The organism is Azoarcus sp. DD4 (genome assembly GCF_006496635.1).
In the GTDB taxonomy this organism is placed as follows: Bacteria; Pseudomonadota; Gammaproteobacteria; order Burkholderiales; family Rhodocyclaceae; genus Azoarcus.
On sequence record NZ_CP022958.1, the window covers coordinates 4,893,421 to 4,911,017 of the forward strand.

Here is a 17,597-nt window from a genome sequence, read left to right on the forward strand (position 1 = left end):
CCTGGTGCGCTACAATATTTGTACAAATTTGTTTCCTGCAGTTCTATCTACCCGCCTGCTTCATCGGTGGCGCAAGGACTGCCTTCCGCAATGCTTCCATTGCTCGTCCCGATCGCCGCGCTCCTTGCCGGCATCGCCCTGTTACTGCTCGGCACCGGTCTGCTCAATACCTTGCTGGCCCTGCGCGGCAGCCTCGAAGGCTACGCCGACGCGACGCTGGGTCTGATCGGCTCCGCCTATTTCGTCGGCTTCCTCGTCGGCACGGTGCTGGCGCCGCCGCTGATCCGCCGCATCGGCCATGTGCGGGCGTTCGCGCTGTTCGCGGCCGCGGTCGCCGCCTGCGTGCTGCTGCACGCACTGCTGGTGTCCGCACCGGTATGGATCGCGCTGCGGATACTGACCGGTACCGCACTGGTCGGTCTCTACACCGTGATCGAAAGCTGGCTCAACGGCCAGGCGCCGGCAGCCAGGCGCGGCCAGATCTTCGCCATCTACATGGCGGTGAACCTCGGCGCGCTGGCGCTGGCACAGCAACTGCTGCGGCTGGGTTCGCCGGCCGGATTCGAGCTGTTCGCCGTCGCGGCCATCTTCGTCTGCCTGGCCTCGATGCCGGTCGCGGCCACCCGCCAGGCGCCGCCCGAGCTGCACACCACGCCCCGGCTCGGCCTGCGTGCCCTGTGGCAGACGGCGCCGATAGCCTGCGCAGGCGCCCTGCTGTCCGGTCTGGCCATGGGCGCCTTCTGGAGCTTGACGGCGGTATACGGCGGCCGCATCGGCCTGGACGAAAACAACGTGGCGATGCTGATGACGCTCGCCATCCTCGGCGGGGCACTGCTGCAGTGGCCGGTCGGCCGCTATTCCGACGCCGTCGACCGGCGCCGCGCGCTCGGCGTGGTGGCCGGCGCGGCGGCCGCCGCCGGCCTGTTGTGGGCAGTACTCGGCCTGTTCGGCGCCGCCGCGCTGGTCGGCGGCTTTCTCTTCGGCGCCGCAGCCTTCGCGGTATACCCGATCGCCGTCGCCCACCTCATCGACCACCTCCACCACCAGGACATCCTCTCCGGCAGTGCCGCACTGCTGCTGTTGCACGGCTTCGGCGCCGCCATCGGTCCGCTGCTGGCGGGCACAGCCATGGGCTGGCTCGGTCCGGCAGCGCTGCCGCTGCACTTTACCGCGATGCTCGGCCCGCTCGCCGCCTATGCCCTGTGGCAGGCCCGCCACGGCAGCGACGACATCGTCGAGGAGGCGGCGCATTTCGTGCCAATGCTGCGCACCTCGCCCACCGTGCTGGAGATGATGACCCCGGCGGAATCCGAAACGCCGCCGGGGCATGGTTGAACCTCAACAGTCGGCATCCGTGTCGGCGCTCATCCGCAAAGGAGACCCGCCCATGCTGCTCGCAACCGATCTCGACGGCACCCTGCTTGCAGGCCACCCCGAGTACCGCCAGCGCCTCTATCAACTGATCACCGCCCATCCCGACATCAGGCTCGCCTTCGTCACCGGCCGCGGACTGGAGGTGGTGCTGCCCATCCTGTCCGATCCCACCATCCCGGTGCCCGACTTCATCATCTGCGACGTCGGCGCAACCCTTGTCGACGGCCGCAGCCGCCAGCCGGTGCAGCCGCTGCAGGCCGAGATCGACGCGCGCTGGCCGGGCGAACGCGCCGTGGCCGAGGCGATGGCCACCTTTCCCGCACTCGTGCGCCAGGAGGTTCCGCAGCAGCGGCGCTGTTCCTACTTCTGTGCAGCCGATGCCATCGGGCCCGATCTGCTCGCGGCCGTGGACGCGCTGGGCTGCGATCTGCTCCATTCCGCCGACCGCTACCTCGACGTCCTCCCGCGCGGGGTGAACAAGGGCAGCACGCTGGCCGCGCTGGTCGCCCACCTCGGCCTCGACCGCGACCAGGTGCTGGTGGCGGGCGACACCCTCAACGACCTGTCGATGTACGAGGCCGGCTTCATCGGCGTCTGTGTCGGCGAATCGGAACCCGCGCTGCTCGATGCCACCCGCGACCGCGCCCGCGTGCTGCACGCCGAACACACCGGCTGCGGCGGCATACTCGAAGCCATCGCCCATTTCGGCTTTCTCGGCCCCGGCGGCGTCGAGGCCGAGCTGCGCGCGATGAAGGCACCGGGCAAATCGGAACTGGTGATGGTCTACCATCGACTGCCCTACGAGGAGAGCACCGTCGACGGCCGCATCGTGCGGCGGCAGCCGAGTTCGCCCAACGGCATCATCCCGACGCTGCTGTCCTTTTTCGGCGACGGTCGCAAGGGCTCGTGGGTGGCCTGGTCGATCCACGACGCCGGGCAGGCCCCGCCCTTCGAAACCCATACCCCGGTCGCCCCCGACCGCTATCCGGGCCTGGTCGCCGCCCGGGTGGCACTCAGCAAGGACGAAGTCGATACCTTCTACAAGCGCTTCTCCAAGGAAGCCTTCTGGCCGACGCTGCACACCTTCTGGGAGCGCGCGGTGTTCCGTGAGGATGACTGGGCGGTGTTCCTGACAGTGAACCGCCGCTTCGCCGAACGCACCGCGATGGAGGCCGCCGAGGGCGCAGTGGTGTGGATACACGACTACAACCTGTGGATGGTGCCGGCCTACCTGCGCGAACTGCGCCCCGACCTGCGCATCGCCTTCTTCCACCACACCTATTTCCCCTCGGCCGACGTCTTCAACGTGCTGCCGTGGCGGCGCGACATCGTCGGCAGCCTGCTGCAGTGCGACTACATCGGTTTCCACATCCCGCGCCAGGCGGAGAACTTCGTCGACGTGGCGCGCGGCGTGGCACCGCTGAAGGTGCTGGAAACCCGCGCCTGCGCGCCGCGCTACCTCACCTACGGTTGCGCCGTCGGGCTGGACGAGGTGACAACCGCGATCGAAGTGCACGGCCGTCGCATCGGCCTCGGTGCCCATCCCGTCGGGCTCGACCTCGGCCGCGTACAGGCCGTGCTGGAAACCCCGGCCGCCGCTGCGCGCATGGCGGCGCTGCGTAGCGAACTGGCGGGCGTGCGCGTCATCCTGTCGGTCGAGCGGCTGGATTACACCAAGGGCACGCTGGAGAAGATCCTCGCCTTCGAGCGCCTGCTGGACGCCCATCCCGAACTCACGGGCAAGGTCGCCCTGCTCGCCGTCTGCGTACCGGCGGCCAAGGAAATGACGGTGTACGACGAACTGCAGAACCGCATCGAGCAGGCCGTCGGCAGCGTGAACGGCCGCTTCGCCCGCGTCGGCTGGACGCCGGTGCAGTTCTTTTTCCGCGCCCTGCCCTTCGAAGAGGTGGTGGCCTGGTACGCGATGGCCGACGTGATGTGGATCACCCCGCTGCGCGACGGCCTCAACCTGGTTGCCAAGGAATACGTCGCCACCCAGGGCCTGACCGACGGCCACGGCGTGCTGGTGCTGTCCGAATTTGCCGGCGCCGCCGCCGAACTGCACGGCGCGCTGCTCACCAACCCGCACGATCTCGACGATCTCACCGCCAAACTCTACCTCGGCATCGCCATGAAGCGGGCCGAGGCCGAAGCCCGCCTGCGCGAACTGTTCGACGTCGTCCGCCACAACGACGTCGCACGCTGGGGGCAGGACTTTCTCGATGCGGTCCAAGCGATGCAGCCGAGCGCGGCGGGCACGCCGTGAACACGCTGAGCATCACAGCCAGGCTGGCGATCCGCTACGGTGGCAGCGCGCGTACCATACGGAAGGACAGACCCGCCGCACGGTAGATTCGCCACCTTGCGTTGCGGAGCGTCGTGGCATGGACAGGGCCTGCAAGGGCCGTTTCCTGCCGCGGCGCCTGCCCCGACCCGTCCCTGGAAACACCTGCACGATGACCACCGACACAACACTCGCCGCCGCCCTGGCAGAAGCGTGGCGCGGCGGCCGGCCGCTGACGGCCGACACCGCCACCCGGCTCGCCCCCGCCGACGAAGCCGGCGCCTACGCGGTCCAGCGCGAGATCGCGGCCACCCTCGGCTGGTTCGCCGAAGGCCGCCCGCATGCCTGGAAGATGGGCGCTTCGACCCGCACTGCGGAGCCCACCGCCTCCCCCATCGCCGACCGCGCCCTGCGCACGGCGCCGGTCGAACTCGGCCCGCGCGACCGCCACACCCTGGTCGGCGTAGAGGTCGAACTGGCCGTCCGCCTGGCGCGGCCGCTCGCGCCCGGTTGCAGCGCGGCCGAAGCGCGCGCCGCCGTCGGCGAGGTGTTGGCCGCCATCGAGATCTGCGATGTCCGGGCCGAAGCCTGGCCGACGCTGCCGCCCTTGTTCCGGCTGGCCGACCAGCAGATGAACGGCTGGCTCATTCTCGGCAGCGGCGTCGCCGACGGCTGGTCCGACGGCTACGCCGCCGGCGAAGTGGTGATGACGGTCAATGGTGCCGAACAGCTGCGCGCCCGCGCCGCCCACCCGCTGGGCGATCCGCTCTACCTGTTGCCCTGGCTCGCCGGCCACGCCGCCGGGCAGTACGCCGGCGGCCTGCAGGCCGGCGACATCGTCACCACCGGCACCTGGACCGGGCTCTACGCAGCCCGGCCAGGCGACCGCATCCATGCGGCCTTCGAGGGCATCGGCGAGGTCGCACTGAGCATCAGCGCCGAATAGACCGCCCGGCACCGCTCAGCGGCGGAAGCGTCCCAGCGCGTCCTTGAGCGTGCCGGCGACACCGCGCAGCTGGGTCACATCGGCCGCGTTGCGCGAGGCGATGGCGGTGGTTTCCTCCGCCATCTGCGCGATGCGCTCCACCGCGCGGGCGATCTCCTGGCTGGCCGCGCTCTGCTCCTGCGTGCTGTCGGCGATATCGCGCACCACGCTCACCGCGCGGCCGGTACGCTCGTCGATCGCTTCCAGCGCCGAGCCGGCCTGACGGGCCAGCTCGACTCCGCCGCCGACACGGTCGCGCACGCTTTCCATGCGTTCGGCCGCGGCCTGGGTGTCGTTGACGATGGCGGCGATGGTGCCGGCGATCTCCTGCGTCGAGGTCGCGGTCCGCTCGGCCAGCTTGCGCACTTCGTCCGCCACCACCGCGAAGCCGCGGCCCTGCTCGCCGGCACGCGCCGCCTCGATCGCGGCATTGAGCGCCAGCAGGTTGGTCTGCTCCGCGATCTCGCGGATCACGCCCACCACCGAGGAAATCTGCTTGGACTGCTCGCCCAGCGCCAGCACGGTGTCGGCGCTGCGGCGGATGTCTTCGGCCATGGTTTCCATCTCGCGCGCGGTGCGGCCGACCACCTCATGGCCTTCGTGGCTGCCGGCCAGCGCTTCCTCGCCCATCCTGGCCGCCTCGCGCGCGTTGTCGGCCACATGGGTGATGCTGACCGACAGCTCCTCGACCGAGGCCGCCATGCCAGATGCCGCCTGCGACTGCGTGCTGGCGCTGTCGAGCAGGCCGCTGGAGCCCTTGTCCAGACGCTGGGCCGAGCCGCCGACCTCGTCGGCCGCGCGCGCGATCTCGTCCACCAGGCCGCGCACCTGGCCGACGGTGGTGTTGAGCGCATGGCCGAGGCGCATCAGTTCGTTGTCGCTGCGGGCGTCGGCCTGCGGCACCTGCACGTGCAGGTCGCCGCGCCCGAGCTGCACCACCGCGTCCGCCACCCGGCCGAGCGGCGCCAGCCGGCTGCGCACCAGCCAGCCGAGCACCAGCGCGATGACCGCCAGGCCGGCCACACTGACGCCGGCCAGGATCATGCGCAGGCGGACGCTCTCGGCGAGGAATTCGTCGGTCCAGCTGCCGGCGGTCACCTGGAAGTTCCACGACTTCGACCAGCCGACCACGCCCAGGCGTTCGCGCAGCTTGTCGCCGTCCAGCCACATGTAGCGACGGGTGCCGCCCTGCGATGCCGTGTTCTCGATCGCCGACTGGCGCGCCTCGCCCTGCAGGATCTCGCCCATGACTTTGCCGCCGAAGCGCGGATGGACGACGAATTCGCCTATGGTTTCCGGGTTGCCGGTGGGGCGCACGATCACGATGTAACCGGTCTGGCCGACCACGACGCTGCCGTACAGGGCGCGGACGCGTTCGATCTCGCTCTTGAGGTTGATGCGCAGCGACAGCGCACCATAGGGCTTGCCGTCCGCGCCGACCAGCGGCTTGATGTTGCTGAGGTTGTATTCGCCGTTGCGCACCACCAGGCCCTGGCGGGCCTCGCCGCGCAGCACCGCCTGCGTGACCGGATCGTCGTCCGGCATGGCGCTGCCGGTCATCGACTTGTCGTCCTTCTTCAGCAAGGTCGCGGCGCGATAGACCTTGCCCTGCTGGATCACCAGGACCGCCGGATCTTCGCCGGTCAGCGTGCGGAAACGCTCCAGCAGCGCGGTGTTGCCGTTGAGGGTGACGCCGCCGGCGACCACCGCCGGCAGCTCGACACCGCCGGTCGACACCGGCTCGGCGGTCAGCTGCGGCACGCCGCCGATGAACTGCTCGAAGAAGCGCAACTGGCGTTCGCCGCGCACCTTCACGCTTTCGAACTCGCTGTCGAGCGCACCGACGATGAGCTTCACTTCGTTCTGCAGTTCCAGCTCGGACTGGGCGATGGCTGCACGCTCGGCCATGACCGCGCTGAGGCCTATCATCAGCGCGAAGACGAGCAACAGAACGGCAAGCGCCGGCAGCAGGATCTGCTTGCCGACGGTAAGGTGTTGGTAACGCATTGGGGAATTCCTCTCGATTTCGTCGCCCGGCAAGGGCTGCCCGGTACGCGCCTGGCACCGGTGCGGGATTAACGTCAGCGGCGCTCCATTCTTTAGCGCCGGGCTTGCGGATAGCCGACGCTTTCGTCCACCTGCCGGAGCAGGCACCATACTGCGTTTGTCAGCACCCAACAAACGTCATTGCCCGTTCGTCATGTCCCACGCTCCGCTCCTCATCCGTGATGCCGCCGAGGCCGACATGGCCGCAGTCGCCGCAATCTACGGCCACTACGTGCTCACCAGTGCCGCCACCTTCGAGGAAAGCCCGCCCGACGCCGCAGCGATGGCCGCGCGCCGCGCTGCCTTGCTCGACCAGGGGCTGCCCTGGCTGGTGGCCGAGCGCGGCGGCCGCGTCGTCGGCTACAGCTACGCCGCGCCCTACCGCGCCCGCCCCGCCTACCGCCACACGCTGGAAGACTCCATCTACGTCGCCCACGACGCGCTCGGCGGCGGGGTCGGCCGCGCCCTGCTGGCGGCGCTGATCGAGCGCTGCGGGCGCGGGCCGTGGCGCCAGCTGGTGGCGGTGATAGGCGACAGCGCCAATGCCGGCTCCATCGCCCTGCACGCCAGCCTCGGCTTTCGCCACGCCGGCACGCTCACCGCGGTCGGCTACAAGTTCGGCCGCTGGGTCGATACCGTGCAGATGCAGCGCGCACTGGGCGACGGTGACCGGACCCATCCGTGATCGGTCGCCTGCCGCTGTTCTGTCTCGGCCTCGGCCAGCTCGTCAGCTGGGGGCTGTTCTACTACCTGATCGGCGGCTTCGGCGACCTGATCGCCGCGGACCTCGGCTGGAGCCTGGCCCGCGTGCATGGTGGCTTTTCCGCCGCACTGGTGGTGATGGGGACGATCTCGCCGCTGGTCGGCCGCCTGATCGAGCGCCACGGCGGCCGGCCGGTACTGGTGGCCGGCTCGCTCGCCGGCGCCGGCGGCTGCACGCTGCTGGCTGCCGCCCACGACATCGCCGTCTATTACGCCGCCTGGCTGCTGCTCGGCGTGGCGATGCGGTGCACGCTCTACGACGCCGCCTTCGCCGCACTGGCCCGCGCCGGCGGCCCGGCGGCACGCAAGCCGATGGCGCAGATCACCCTGCTGGGCGGGCTGGCCTCCACCGTGTTCTGGCCGCTCGGCCATGCGCTGGCGGAACTGTGGGGCTGGCGCGGCGCAATGCTGGCCTTCGCCGCGATCGCGCTGGCCTCCATCCCGCTGCATCTCGCCCTGCCGCGCGGCCGCTACCAGGCGCCCGCCTCCGCCGCAGCCGGCACCGGCTTCGCCACCCCGGTGCGGGACGCCCGCACGGCGGCGCTACTCTACGCGCTCATCCTCACCATCACCGGTTTTCTCGCGGCGGCGATGTCGGCGCACATGATTCCGCTGCTGACCGCGCTCGGCGTGGCCGTACCGGTGGCGGTGGGCATAGGCGCGCTGCGCGGCGTCGGGCAGTCGCTGGCAAGGCTGGCGGAGATCCTGTCCGGCGGCCGGCTGAGCCCGCCGGCGCTCAACCTGCTGGCCGTCGCGCTACTGCCAGCGAGCTTCGCCGCCGCCTTCGGCAGCGGCCACTGGCTGGCAGCCGCGGTGGCCTTCGCCTTTCTCTACGGCGCCGGCAACGGCCTGCTGACCATCACCCGCGGCACGCTGCCGCTGGTGCTGTTCGATCCCAGCACCTACGGTTCGCTGGTCGGCCGCCTGCTGGCGCCGAGCTTCTTCGTCTCGGCGGCGGCACCGCTGCTGTTCGCACTGGTAATCGAAGCCTGGGGGGTGGGCGCGGCGCTGTGGCTGTGCCTGCTGCTGGCGCTGCTGATGCTGGCGGCAGCGGCCGTGCTCAAGGCGCAGTGCACGCCGGCGCACCGCTGACGCCGGCCGTCGGCCTCAGCCGCGGCGGAACACCAGGCTGAAATTGTTGGCCGGCATCTCGATCACTTCGTCCAGGCACAGGCCGCAGGCCTGCGCCTCGGCCTCCACCACTTCCAGGTCGCGCACGCCGAAGCGCGGATCGCGCTCCTTCAGCCACTGGTCGAAGCTTTCGTTGCTAGGCGCGGTGTGCGCGCCATGACGACGGTACGGGCCATAGCAGTAGAACACGCCGCCCGGCGGCAGCAGGCGCGCGGCACCGGCCAGCAGCGCGGGGGTGGTCTCCCACGGCGAATAGTGGATGACATTGATCGCGACCAAGGCGTCGGCGCGCGCCAGCGGCCACGACGGTGCCGTCGCATCCAGCAGCAGCGGCGCGGCAACGTTGGCGACGCCAGCGTGGGCGATCCAGGCGCGGATCGAATCGAGCGCGGCGGCATTGCCCTCGCTCGGCAGCCAGGTCAGCGCCGGCAGCGCCGCGCCGAAATACACCGCGTGCTCGCCACTGCCGCTGCCGATCTCCAGCACCGTGCCGGCGGCCGGCAGCACCCGCCGCAACACGTCGAGGATGAATTCGCGGTTGCGCGCCGTCGCCGGTGCGAACTGGCGGGCGTCGCCCCCGGCGCTCACGCCGCAGCCAGCTCGGCGATGGCCGCGGCGTAGGCGGCCTGGTCGCGGCCATCGGCCAGGGTGCCCACCACCGCGCCGTCGAGCACGACGTCCGCTGCCCCCGACATCATCGCCTCGCCCTGCTTGAGCCGGGCAATGGTCTGGCCTGCGCCCTTGGGCGAGTCGAAACCCACGCTCTGCAGGATGAGGTGGCCGTGGCCGTCGACCAGCTTGAAGTAGAAGCGGCCGTCGGCCTCGCGGTATTGCTTGAACAGCGGCAAGGCGCCGGCCTTGGCCTTGACGCCGGCACGGGCCTCGACCGCCGTGTCGAGCCGGCGCAGGCCGACGGCGTGGCGCAATTCGGTAAGAAAGGGAGTGGCGATCGCGCGCGCCTTCTCGGCGCCTTCGCGCAGTCGGGCTTCGATCAGCGCCGGCTGGGCGATCAATTCTTCGTAGCGGGCCCGCATCGGCGCCACCGCGCGGTCGATGCGTTCGAACAGCACCTGCTTGGCCTCGCCCCAGGCGATGCCGCCGGCGAAGGCCGCGCGCATCGTCTCGGTCTCTTCCGGCGTGGCGAAGGCCTGGTAGAGCTGGAACAGCGCCGAGCCTTCGGTCTCCTTGGGCTCGCCGGGCAGCTTCGAATCGGTGACGATGGAAAAGATCAGCTTCTTCAGCTCGGCCGCCGGCGCGAACAGCGGAATGGTGTTGTCGTAGCTCTTGCTCATCTTGCGGCCGTCGAGGCCGGGCAGCGTCGCCACCGACTCGTCGATCGCCGCCTCGGGCAGCACGAAGTGCTCGCCATAGAGGTGGTTGAAGCGCGCCGCGATGTCGCGCGCCATCTCGATGTGCTGGATCTGGTCGCGCCCAACCGGCACCGAGTGCGCCTTGAACATCAGGATGTCGGCGGCCATCAGCACCGGATACATGAAGAGTCCCATGTTCACGCCGGCGTCCGGGTCTTCGCCGTCGGCGGTGTTCTTGTCCACCGCCGCCTTGTAGGCGTGGGCGCGATTGAGCAGGCCCTTGCCGGCGACGCAGGTCAGCAGCCAGGTCAGTTCGGTGATTTCCGGGATGTCCGACTGCCGGTAGAACCAGACGCGATCGGTATCCAGCCCGGCGGCCAGCCAGGTAGCGGCGATTTCCAGCGTGGAACGCTGCACCCGCGCCGGATCGTTGGTCTTGATCAGCGCGTGATAGTCGGCGAGGAAATAGAAGCTCTCCGCGTCGGCACGCAGGCTGGCTTCGATGGCCGGGCGCAGCGCGCCGGCGTAGTTGCCGAGGTGGGGCGTGCCGGAGGTGGTGATCCCGGTGAGGATGCGCTGGACGGGCTGGGCGGAAGCGGACGGGGCAGACGGCGAAATTGCGGGCATGGGGCTGTCCGGCAGATCAAAGCCCGGGAGTGTACCGCCTGCCGGCGCTTACCGCCTACTCGGTCCAGCGCAGTACCGTACGCGCGCCGCCCACCGGCTTCAGATCGAACCACAGCGTCTCGGTGCGGCCGCCGTAGCTGGCGACCACCCGGTAGCGGCCGGCTTCGGCGACGTCGACCTGGCCGATCGGGCCGCACAGGGCCTCCGCCTGGCGGGCGTTGAGCGGATCTTCCACGCGGGTGCGGACGTCGCTCAGGTAGCGGCCTTCCGGCGTGGTGAACAGGATGGTGAGCGCGTGCTTGCCGACCTCGGCCCGCATCGCCTCGGATTCGTCCTGGCCAATGCCCCCGCAGTTGAGGCGGACCGGTTCGACCGCCTCGGCGCGCGCCGCAGCGCTGGCAAGCAGACAGGCGCCGGCGCACAAGGCCAGCCGCAGTGCGTGATTCGTCATGTCGTCCCCTCGTCGTGCCGAGCAATCAGCGTTCGTCGCCGCCCTCGCCTTTCAGGCCGCGGACCAGCGCCTTGCTGCCGTCGCGCGCCGTATGGCCGACGGTACGCCCGGCTTCGCCCACCGCCTTGACCGCGCCCTTGGCGGCATGGCCCACGCCGCGACCGAAATCCGCGGCGCCATGGCCGATCTCACGGCCGACGTCGCGCGCACCGTGGCCGATATCGCGCATGGTCGAACCGACCGCATATCCCACTTCTTCGCTGGTCGAGGCCACCCCGGCCTGCGCGCCGGCGGCAAACAGGGCTGCGCCAACGAGCAGCGCCGTGAGCAATGCCCCTTGCCCCGGCTTTACGGGGCGAACAAGCCTGGCGTTCATGTTCGTCTCCTCGAAAGCGGTGCCAGCCGCGGCACCCACGTTTTCAGCCTAGCGCGCGACGGCCGGGGTGGCGGTAATAAGGCGTAACCGGGCTAGAGCCCGCGCGCCCAGGCCGGCCGCAGCCGGGCCTCTGCCGGCGCGGCGATGGCCGTCCGGATCTCCGCCAGCAGGCGGGCCTTGTCGGCGCCCAGCGTGCCCTTGAGCACCAGCCAGTTGGAGGCATGGTCGGAGCGGAACACCGTGCGCCGCAATTCGAGCCCGGCGATCAGGCGCTCCATCTCGGCGAAGAGGCCGGCCTGCGCCAGCGGCGTCCACTCCGGATAGTCGGCGCGGAAACGCTGTTCGCCCTTGGGAAAGCTCACCACCAGCGTCGACAGGTACTCCGGCTGAGTGAGATTGGCGAGCCGGGCGGAGTTGTCGGCGTGCTGGGCGCTGTAGGCCTCGCCGCCCAGGCCGTTGAGGATCATCACCGAACGGCCGATGCCGGCCTCGCCCAGCTTGTCGAGCGCTGCGCGTGTCGAATCGAAGGTTTCGCCCTTGTTCACCCGCGCCAGCACGGTATCGTCGCCGGACTCCGCACCGACATACGCCAGCTTGAGGCCGGCGGCGTGCAGCTCGGCAAGCTCGGCCACGCTCTTGCGCCGCAGGTTGCGCGGCAGGCAGTAGCTCGATACCCGATGCACGTTCGGCAGGTAGGTCCGGATCGCTTCCAGGATGGCCAGCAGCCGGCGCGTCGGCAGCACCAGCGCGTCGCCGTCGGCCAGGAACACCCGGCGCACCTCGGGCCAGCGTTCGCCGACCCGGCGGATGCCGTCCATCACCTCGGCCTCGTCACGGGCGCGAAAGGCCTTCTGCGGCGCGGTGTACATCTCGCAGAAGCTGCACTTGTTCCAGGAACAGCCGTCGGTGACCGGCAGGATGAGCGATTCGGCTTCGCTCGGCGGCCGGAACACCGGCTCGACGTAACGGATGGGGAAGGTGTCGGACATGGGCGGCATCGTGCTTGCGAAGAAGGGATTCTGGCCAGCGCGCCGTGCCGCCGCAAGCCGGCGCCCCGCAGCGGTGCCGCGCTGCGGTAAGCTTGGCGCCCCAAGACCGCATTCCCGCCGCCGGTGACCCGCACGCCCGCTCCGTTCATCCCGCCCCCGCACCAGCTGCCGCCCATACCGCCGCTCGCGGTCGGTCTCGCCCGCCTAGCCTGCCATCCCGATACGCCGGAAGAGGCGGTTATCCGCCTGCATGTCGCCATCGCGCTCGAAGCCGACGGCCGGCTGACCCTGCACTACCACCTGCGCGGCGCGCTGGCGCAGTTGCGCATCGCCGACGCCGACACGCCCTTGCCGGCCGACCGGCTGTGGGGCCACACCTGTTTCGAGGTCTTCATCGGCAGCGAGGATGCCCCCGCCTACCGCGAGTTCAACTTTGCGCCGTCCGGCCAGTGGGCGGCTTACGCCTTTTCCACCTACCGCGAACGGATCGACGATGCGCCGCCGGGCGCACCGCAGCTCGAGATCCTGCGCAGCGGCGACCTGCTGATGCTGAGCGCCACCCTGCCCGCGGCGGCGCTGCCGCCCGACACGCCCGTCTCGCGGCTGCGCGTCGGCCTCAGTACCGTGGTCGAAGCCGCCGACGGCCGGCTGTCCTACTGGGCGCTCGCGCATCCCGGCGAGCGGCCCGATTTCCACGACGCCCGCAGCTTTTGCTGGCAGGTGTCCGCCCCCGTCTCTTCGTTCTGACCGCCATGATCCAGTTCGGCCTCGACCGCCTGCTCGAAGACACCGCGCTGCGCCGCCCGCTCGCCGGCCGCCGCGTCGCCCTGCTCGCCCACCCCGCCTCGGTGACGCGCGCGCTCACCCACTCGCTCGATGCGCTCGCCGCGCTGCCGGACATCCGGCTGTCGGCCGCCTTCGGCCCGCAGCACGGCCTGCGCGGCGACAAGCAGGACAACATGGTGGAATCGCCCGACTTCGTCGACCCGCTGCACCGCATTCCGGTGTTCAGCCTCTACGGCGAAGTGCGCCGGCCCACCGCCGCGATGATGGACAGCTTCGACGTGTTGCTGGTCGATCTGCAGGATCTCGGCTGCCGCATCTACACTTTCATCACCACCCTGCGCTACGTGCTCGAAGCCGCCGCCGCGCACGGCAAGACGGTGTGGGTGCTGGACCGTCCCAACCCCGCCGGCCGGCCGGTGGAAGGCAATCTGCTGCAGCCGGGCTGGGAGAGCTTCGTCGGCGCCGGCCCGCTGCCGATGCGCCACGGCCTGACCATGGGCGAACTCGCGCACTGGTTCATCGCTACGCTCAAGCTCGACGTCGATTGCGAGGTCGTCACCATGCAGGGCTGGCAGCCGGAAGCGGCGCCCGGCTTCGGCTGGCCGCTGGGCGAGCGCAGCTGGATCAACCCCAGCCCCAACGCGCCCAACCTGTCGATGGCGCGCGCCTACGCCGGCACGGTGATGCTGGAAGGCACCACGCTGTCCGAAGGCCGCGGCACCACCCGGCCGCTGGAGCTGTTCGGCGCGCCCGACATCGACGCCCGCGCCGTCATTGCGGAGATGCGCGCCTTTGCGCCGCACTGGCTGGCCGGCTGCGTGTTGCGCGAATGCTGGTTCGAGCCCACCTTCCACAAGCACGCCGGCAAGCTCTGCAGCGGCGTGCAGTTCCATGTCGAAGACCCCGCGCACTACGACCACGCCGCCTTCCGGCCGTGGCGGCTGCAGGCGCTCGCCTTCAAGGCGCTGCGCCGGCTGCAGCCCGACTACCCGCTGTGGCGCGACTTCGCCTACGAATACGAACACGACCGCCTCGCCATCGACCTGATCAACGGCGGCGAGATGCTGCGCCGCTGGGTGGACGACCCCGCCGCCGGGCCAGACGCGCTCGATGCCTTCGCCCTGCCCGACGAAACCGCATGGACAGCACAGCGCGAGGACGTCCTGCTTTACCGCTGAACGCGGCGCCGCGCCCGATCGCGCGGCGGCTGACCACGATCAACATTGCCCACCTCGGGCAGTGCTAGAAAGGTTCCGGAGGCCGGCGGACACCCCGCCGGCGATCTCGACCCGGAGCCTATTCATGACAACAACAAGCCCCAGCCCCGGCAGCGCCACCCCTGCTGCCGGATCCGCCCCCCTGTCTCACCTGCCCCACCTGCCCGTCGGCCTGCTGGTCGGCGTCGCCGCCGCGCTGGCCATCCTGCTGATGCCGCAGCCCGAGAGCCTCGGCCCGGCCGGCCAGCGCATCCTCGCGGTACTCGCCTTCGCCGTCATCGTGTGGCTGACCGAAGCGCTGGACTACGCGGTGTCCTCGGTGGTCATCGTCGCGCTGATGGCCTTCCTGCTCGGCACCGCGCCCTCGCCCAAGGACCCGGCGGTGCTGCTCGGCACCAACGGCGCGCTGCAGATGGGCCTGGCCGGCTTCGCCAACTCGGCGCTGGCGCTGGTCGGCGCCGCGCTCTTCATCTCGGTGGCCATGACCGCCACCGGGCTGGACCGCCGCATCGCGCTGCGCACGCTGGCGCTGATCGGCACCGGCTCGCGCCGCATCCTCATCGGCGCGATCGTCGTCACCATCCTGCTGTCCTTCATCGTGCCGTCGGCGACCGCGCGCACCGCCTGCGTGGTGCCCATCATGGCCGGCATCATCAGCGCCTTCGGCGTGGACAAGCGCTCGGTGTTCGCCGCCTCCGTCATGATGATGATCGCCCAGGCCACCAGCGTGTGGAACGTCGGCATCCAGACCTCGGCGGCGCAGAACCTGCTCACCGTCGGCTTCATGCGCCAGATGCTGGGCGATTCGCCCAGCTGGATGGACTGGCTGGTGGCGGGGGCGCCGTGGGCGGTGGCGATGTCCTTCGCGCTCTACTTCCTGGCGCGCTGGCTGTTCCCGCCGGAGACCGAACGCATCGAGGGTGGCCGCGAAGCGATGAAGCAGGCGCTCGCCACGCTCGGACCGATGACCGGCAAGGAATGGCGGGTGCTGCTGATCTCGCTGGCCCTGCTCGGTTTCTGGAGCACCGAGAAGACGCTGCACCCTTACGACACCGCCTCCACCACCCTCGTCGGGCTGGCCATCATGCTGCTGCCGGGCATCGGCGTGATGAGCTGGAAGGAAGTGCAGGCCAAGGTGCCCTGGGGCACGCTGGTGGTGTTCGGTGTCGGCATCAGCCTCGGCTCGGCGCTCTTGCAGACCAAGGCGGCGGTGTGGCTGGCCGACATCGCGGTGGCCAGCCTGCATCTGGAGACCCTCAGCCCGTTCTGGATCTTCGCCGCGCTGTCGGCCTTCCTCATCGCCATCCATCTCGGCTTCGCCAGCGCCACCGCGCTGACCTCGGCCATGATCCCCATCCTCATCGCGGTGCTGCAGCGCCTCGGCGGCGACATCAACGTCATGGGCATGACCATGCTGCTCGGCTTCGTCGTCAGCTTCGGCTTCATCCTGCCGGTCAATGCGCCGCAGAACATGGTCTGCCTCGGCACCGAGACCTTCACCAGCCGCCAGTTCACCCGCTTCGGGCTGTGGATCAGCGCGGTCGGCTACGGGATGCTGCTGCTCTTTGGCGCAACCTGGTGGAGCTTCCTCGGGCTGCTCTCCACGCGCTGAACCCTGCGCGGCATGCCGGCGGCGCCTGCGGCCGGCATGCCGTGAGTTTTGCCCGCGACGACTGCATGGGCCTGGGCTATGTTGCGGCCAAAACAACAAGCGCCGCCGGCCCAGATCCCATGGACGATCAACAATACGAATACCTCGTCCGTCGCCTCGAACTCGAAGCACACGACAACCCCACCCGCTTCCGCAGCAAGGTGCTCGCCGTCAGCGGCATCGCCTACCTGACCCTGGCCGCCACCCTGGCGCTCGTCGCCGGCCTCGCGCTGCTGGTCTTCCATCTGGTGCGCGACAACCGCAGCACCTGGCTGCTGTTCCAGCTCGGCCTCATGGGGCTGGGGCTGCTCGGCGTCCTCTACACCGTGCTGCGCGCCTTCCTCACCCGCCTGCCGCCGCCTCCCGGCCGCGAGGTCAGCCGCGACGAAGCGCCGCGCCTGTTCGAACTGATCGACCGGGTGCGCGACAAGCTCAAGGGGCCGCCGCTGCATCGCGTGGTGATAGATCGCTCGTTCAACGCGGCCATCGCCCAGGTGCCGCGCTTCGGCCTGTTCGGCGGCCATCGCAACCACCTCATCATCGGCCTGCCCTACCTGCAGGCGATGTCCACCCGCGAAATGGCGGCCACACTGGCGCACGAATACGGCCACCTCACCGGTGCCCACGGCAAGGTCAGCGCCTGGGTATATCGCCAGCGCGTCACCTTCGGCGCGCTGATGGACAAGGTGCAGGGCACCGACGGCGACTGGCTGGACAGCCTGCTGCACGCCGGCCTGCGGCGCTTCGCGCCCTACTTCAACGCCTATACCTTCGTGCTGTCGCGCGAGGACGAATACCAGGCCGACGCCGCCGCCAGCCACGCCGCCGGACGCACCGCCAACGCCAGCAGCCTGTGCCGCGGCGAACTGCTCGGCCGCTGGTTCGCCGAAGACTACTGGCCGCGCCTCTATGCTCAGGCCAGCCACCGCGCCAGCCCGCTGCTCCCGCCCTTCGCCGCGATGCAGGCCGCCTTTGCCGCCAACTACGGCGAGTGGAGTACCACCGAACGGCTGGACGAGGCGCTGCAGCGCCGCTCGGACCTGCACGACACCCATCCCTGCCTGCGCGACCGGCTCGATGCCATCGAGCGCAAGCCGGCACTGCCGCTGCCGGTGGAGAAGACCGCCGCCGACATGCTGCTGCGCGAGTTCGCCGACGTGCTTGCGCGCGAGTTCGACGAAGCCTGGTGGGCGGAAGAGCGGGCCGAATGGCAGGCGCACTACGGCAAGCAGAGCGAGTTCCGGCGGCGGGTGGCGGAATTGTCGGCGCGGCCGCTCGACAGCCTCGGCCCCTTCGAGCTGCAGGAACTCGGCACGGCGCTGGTGGGTTGCGGGCGCGACCGCGATGCCCGCCCGGTGCTGGAATACCTGCTCGCGCGCCCGGACGGCCCCTTCCCGCGCGCGCGGCTGATCTACGGCCGCCTGCTGCTGGGCGCCGGCGACGAACGCGGCCTGGAGCAGCTCGCGCGCGCCGCCGGCGAGGACGAGCGCCTGACCGAGCAGTGCGCCCGCGACGGCTACGTCTGGCTGCGCAAAGCCCGCGGCGAGGCGGAAGCGGCCGACTGGGCGGAACGGCTGTCGAGCCGCGCCGCCTGGCCGCTCGCCTGAG

General features: G+C 70.3%; 15 protein-coding genes. 9 read left to right on the forward strand and 6 right to left on the reverse strand.

The window, feature by feature from the left end:
• Positions 1-90: 90 nt before the first annotated feature.
• From CJ010_RS22635 to CJ010_RS22645, 3 genes are all read left to right on the forward strand, one after another.
• A complete protein-coding gene (locus CJ010_RS22635) occupies positions 91-1,335 on the forward strand; it encodes an MFS transporter (protein WP_141020152.1) in 1,245 nt (414 codons plus the stop codon).
• Between the two features lie 52 nt (positions 1,336-1,387).
• Positions 1,388-3,640, forward strand: a complete 2,253-nt coding sequence (gene ggpS / locus CJ010_RS22640; RefSeq protein ID WP_141020153.1) for a glucosylglycerol-phosphate synthase — start codon at positions 1,388-1,390, stop codon at positions 3,638-3,640.
• A gap of 190 nt (positions 3,641-3,830) precedes the next feature.
• On the forward strand, positions 3,831-4,604 hold the full coding sequence (locus CJ010_RS22645) for a 2-keto-4-pentenoate hydratase (RefSeq protein WP_168225005.1): 774 nt from the start codon (positions 3,831-3,833) through the stop codon (positions 4,602-4,604).
• A gap of 15 nt (positions 4,605-4,619) precedes the next feature.
• On the opposite strand, the gene CJ010_RS22650 is transcribed toward CJ010_RS22645, so the two are convergent.
• Positions 4,620-6,650, reverse strand: coding sequence for a methyl-accepting chemotaxis protein (locus CJ010_RS22650; RefSeq protein ID WP_168225006.1), 2,031 nt, complete (start codon positions 6,648-6,650; stop codon positions 4,620-4,622).
• Positions 6,651-6,888: 238 nt separating this feature from the next.
• On the opposite strand from CJ010_RS22650, the gene CJ010_RS22655 reads away from it, so the two are divergent.
• The gene (locus CJ010_RS22655) at positions 6,889-7,374 is read left to right on the forward strand and encodes a GNAT family N-acetyltransferase (RefSeq protein WP_240794443.1); all 486 of its coding nucleotides are present in this window, start codon (positions 6,889-6,891) and stop codon (positions 7,372-7,374) included.
• Positions 7,371-8,543, forward strand: coding sequence for an MFS transporter (locus CJ010_RS22660; protein ID WP_141020157.1), 1,173 nt, complete (start codon positions 7,371-7,373; stop codon positions 8,541-8,543). The genes CJ010_RS22655 and CJ010_RS22660 overlap by 4 nt, the downstream gene beginning before the upstream one ends.
• 15 nt (positions 8,544-8,558) lie before the next feature.
• Here CJ010_RS22660 and CJ010_RS22665 read toward each other — a convergent pair whose 3' ends face one another.
• From CJ010_RS22665 to CJ010_RS22685, 5 genes are all read right to left on the reverse strand, one after another.
• Complete coding sequence (locus CJ010_RS22665; RefSeq protein ID WP_141020158.1) at positions 8,559-9,170, reverse strand: DUF938 domain-containing protein; 612 nt, start codon at positions 9,168-9,170, stop codon at positions 8,559-8,561.
• Positions 9,167-10,519, reverse strand: a complete 1,353-nt coding sequence (locus CJ010_RS22670; protein ID WP_141020159.1) for a tryptophan--tRNA ligase — start codon at positions 10,517-10,519, stop codon at positions 9,167-9,169. The genes CJ010_RS22665 and CJ010_RS22670 overlap by 4 nt, the downstream gene beginning before the upstream one ends.
• A gap of 55 nt (positions 10,520-10,574) precedes the next feature.
• A complete protein-coding gene (locus CJ010_RS22675) occupies positions 10,575-10,970 on the reverse strand; it encodes a hypothetical protein (RefSeq protein WP_141020160.1) in 396 nt (131 codons plus the stop codon).
• Between the two features lie 25 nt (positions 10,971-10,995).
• A complete protein-coding gene (locus CJ010_RS22680; protein WP_141020161.1) occupies positions 10,996-11,346 on the reverse strand; it encodes a hypothetical protein in 351 nt (116 codons plus the stop codon).
• Positions 11,347-11,438: 92 nt separating this feature from the next.
• Positions 11,439-12,335, reverse strand: a complete 897-nt coding sequence (locus tag CJ010_RS22685; RefSeq protein WP_141020162.1) for a radical SAM protein — start codon at positions 12,333-12,335, stop codon at positions 11,439-11,441.
• 123 nt (positions 12,336-12,458) lie between these two features.
• Here CJ010_RS22685 and CJ010_RS22690 point away from each other — a divergent pair, with 123 nt between their 5' ends.
• From CJ010_RS22690 to CJ010_RS22705, 4 genes are all read left to right on the forward strand, one after another.
• A complete protein-coding gene (locus tag CJ010_RS22690) occupies positions 12,459-13,082 on the forward strand; it encodes a DOMON-like domain-containing protein (RefSeq protein ID WP_141020163.1) in 624 nt (207 codons plus the stop codon).
• Positions 13,079-14,299, forward strand: coding sequence for an exo-beta-N-acetylmuramidase NamZ domain-containing protein (locus CJ010_RS22695; protein ID WP_141020824.1), 1,221 nt, complete (start codon positions 13,079-13,081; stop codon positions 14,297-14,299). Before CJ010_RS22690 ends, CJ010_RS22695 begins: the two co-directional genes overlap by 4 nt.
• A 124-nt stretch (positions 14,300-14,423) precedes the next feature.
• Positions 14,424-15,950: a DASS family sodium-coupled anion symporter gene (locus tag CJ010_RS22700; protein WP_141020164.1), complete on the forward strand. Its 1,527-nt coding sequence runs from the start codon at positions 14,424-14,426 to the stop codon at positions 15,948-15,950.
• 119 nt (positions 15,951-16,069) lie between these two features.
• Positions 16,070-17,596, forward strand: coding sequence for a M48 family metallopeptidase (locus CJ010_RS22705; protein WP_168225007.1), 1,527 nt, complete (start codon positions 16,070-16,072; stop codon positions 17,594-17,596).
• Position 17,597 lies beyond the last annotated feature (1 nt).